Source organism: Moorena sp. SIO3H5 (assembly GCF_010692395.1).
Taxonomy (GTDB): Bacteria; Cyanobacteriota; Cyanobacteriia; order Cyanobacteriales; family Coleofasciculaceae; genus Moorena.
On the sequence record NZ_JAAHHS010000656.1, the window covers coordinates 1 to 2625 of the forward strand.

3 protein-coding genes are annotated in these 2625 nt (G+C 35.0%); all 3 read right to left on the reverse strand.

Going from position 1 to position 2625, the window contains the following annotated elements:
• The coding region (locus F6K52_RS35140; protein WP_293089632.1) for a hypothetical protein at positions 1-502 on the reverse strand (502 nt) is incomplete at its 3' end.
• 42 nt (positions 503-544) lie between these two features.
• On the reverse strand, positions 545-1477 hold the full coding sequence (locus F6K52_RS35145) for a trypsin-like peptidase domain-containing protein (protein WP_293089634.1): 933 nt from the start codon (positions 1475-1477) through the stop codon (positions 545-547).
• A complete protein-coding gene (locus F6K52_RS35150) occupies positions 1474-1794 on the reverse strand; it encodes a CU044_2847 family protein (RefSeq protein WP_293089636.1) in 321 nt (106 codons plus the stop codon). Before F6K52_RS35150 ends, F6K52_RS35145 begins: the two co-directional genes overlap by 4 nt.
• Between the last annotated feature and the right edge of the window lie 831 nt (positions 1795-2625).

The window sequence follows — 2625 nt, forward strand, 5'->3', positions numbered from 1 at the left end:
TCTCTTCTTTTTTTTTTCTTCTTAATTCAAGTTTTCCTTCTTCTTCAGCATCTATTACTGTTTCTAGCTTATTTTGTATAATTTTAATTTGTTCATTTAGAGAGTAAATTTCACTCTCGGTTTCATCTATAAAATTTTTCTTTATCTCTATTTCTGTCTTTAATCGCTCTGGATTTCCATTTAAAGTATATGAATCATCTTCCGGTTCAGTTTCTTCTGAATCTTCGCTACGGTATTGTGAATAGACGCTTTTACGGTCATCCTTAGGTGAGATTAAATCTTGTGGTTCAGGTATATTTGCCTCAGGCTCAGAGGCATTATTATTATTTTCAACATCACTGTCTAAATTATTTCCCTGAGAATCCGAAGTTATATTATTAGGTTCAGTATGGTTTTGTGCTTGAATAGATTCATCTTCATCTACAATATCTACATCATTATTCTCTGGTTGGACAGGTTGAGAGTTTTCAGGAATTGAGTTAGGAGTTATTTCTTCTGTCATAAATACCCAAATACGTATTCTAAATTAGTCTGAAGCTGAGTTTTAGAAACTAGGATTTTTTAATTGTTGATCAAGTGAAGATTTTGTATTATAAAGTTGCTCTATTTTTTCGAGCAATACATTAAGATTATCTTCTTTTTGTGTTAGTCTTATTTTAAGTTTTTCTTCTTCTTCAGCATCTATTACATTTCCTAATTTAGAATTTATAGCTTTAATAATATGATTTAGAGATTCTATTTGACTCTCTATAATACTGATTTCATTTTCAGCTTTATCTAGCTTGATTCGTAGTAATTTGGGATTTTTAATTGAAGTAAATGAAGCTTGTTTTGATTCATTTAAAGTAATATCTTTAATAGCCAAATCCTTAACTATTCTGCTAGGTATGTCTTCCCAAATCTGCTTAAGAGCTTCTATAGAAATGGCTAACCCCTCTTCTCCCTTACCGATGCGATAGCTAACTACACCCAAAACAGAATTAGTTTCTTGATCAATTACAGGGGAGCCACTATAACCAGGTTGTAGATAATACTTGTCTTTAATTATTAAATCCCAGGCTTTAATGCGATCACTTCCATTCTTAGATGCTAATTGAATCTGGTTACCCAGTTGTCCTTGAATCTTTCTAAGAGCTGGATTATCTTTCTGAGCAAATTCGTAAAAACCATAGATAATAAATGGCTTATCTTTTTGACCACTTGCACACAAGTTTAATAGAGGTTTATCCCATAATCCCTCAACGGTTAAAACAGCTAAGTCAAAGCCCTTGTCATCACCAGACGCAATTACAGTTGCCGGAAGACCATTCGCCCTGATGGTTTCTGCTCCACCAACATCGTTCACCACATGAGCGCAGGTTAATAAGTAAGTATGATTAGTATCCCTATGAATAACAAATCCGGTACCAAAGTTTCGATTACGACTACTATCACTGCTAGTAATTAAAATTACTGAGTCTGAAAAATTTAGGCTCATGGTTGAGATTTGGGATTAAGGACAAGTTTGACTTTTAAATGGCTACCCGCTTTCGCTTTACTAACGTAGACATTTCCCTCTGCCTCAAAATTGAAGTTTATTTCAACTTCAGCTTGCTGAATCTCCATCTCTTGATTAATTTCTTTCCAAGCTGCAGTAATCGGGCGACAACTTTTTACTAAAATCGGCTTTATTTTATCAAAGGTTGTATTGACCTTATCGGCGAATCGATTAGAAATCTGTTGGGCTTGGTCTTCTGGCACTTCTACTTCTATCAACGTGCCATCGTCTAACTCAATTAACTTGGTAGCGGTCATGATTATACCTAACTCAACGTCTACTCAACTCCTAAAAGTTGTTTGACCCAGCATTGGTGGGTTAAGGCCAGCAACTTATCCCTGGCTACAAGGCGAAACAATTAAAGCCCCTCTAACGCACCACTAGCAATAGTGTCAAATATGAGATGCACCTGATGTTGAATTCGAGTAGTTTATTTTGTGATGATCAGCTCTGATCGCTATCAATTCTTTATTGATAGCTAATTTACTATCCAAAAATAGTATTACACAAAATCCGGACTAATTTTCTTAGTTGAAGTTAAATTTACTAAATCTTTAACTCTGTGAAAACTGTGAAAATTTTATAAAAAACTTTGACGAGAGATAATTCACAACAACGAATTAGCAAGGCTTTCCGGGACTTTTGTCTTGGTAGTACGAAGTAGTAAGTAGGGCATAAAGTGTCGATGAATTGCTCTGAAGCAGGGTGAAGTAACCTGAAGTAAATTACAATTACTATAGTATTTTTTTTGAAATGTAAACAAATAATCAAAAGGATTATAAAACATAAAACTTCCAATAGTTAAGAGCAGTAAAGACTACAGAGTTTTTGAGTTTAGCGAAAATCACAATCTAGTTTTACAACTCATTTATACACTGAAAAATATCGTACAAATACTCATTGCTAAAGTTCAATCATTTTGATACCAGTATCAAGACAACTAGGGAGAAGTGAGGTGTTGACTGTAGCGATTGGCCGTAGGCCACGCTACGCGATGAAGCTGAGGCCTTTGGCCACGCTACGCGAACGCTTCCGCTAAAAGCGATCGCATCATCACTACCCAGCCCAAATAGAAAAACGAGATCGGG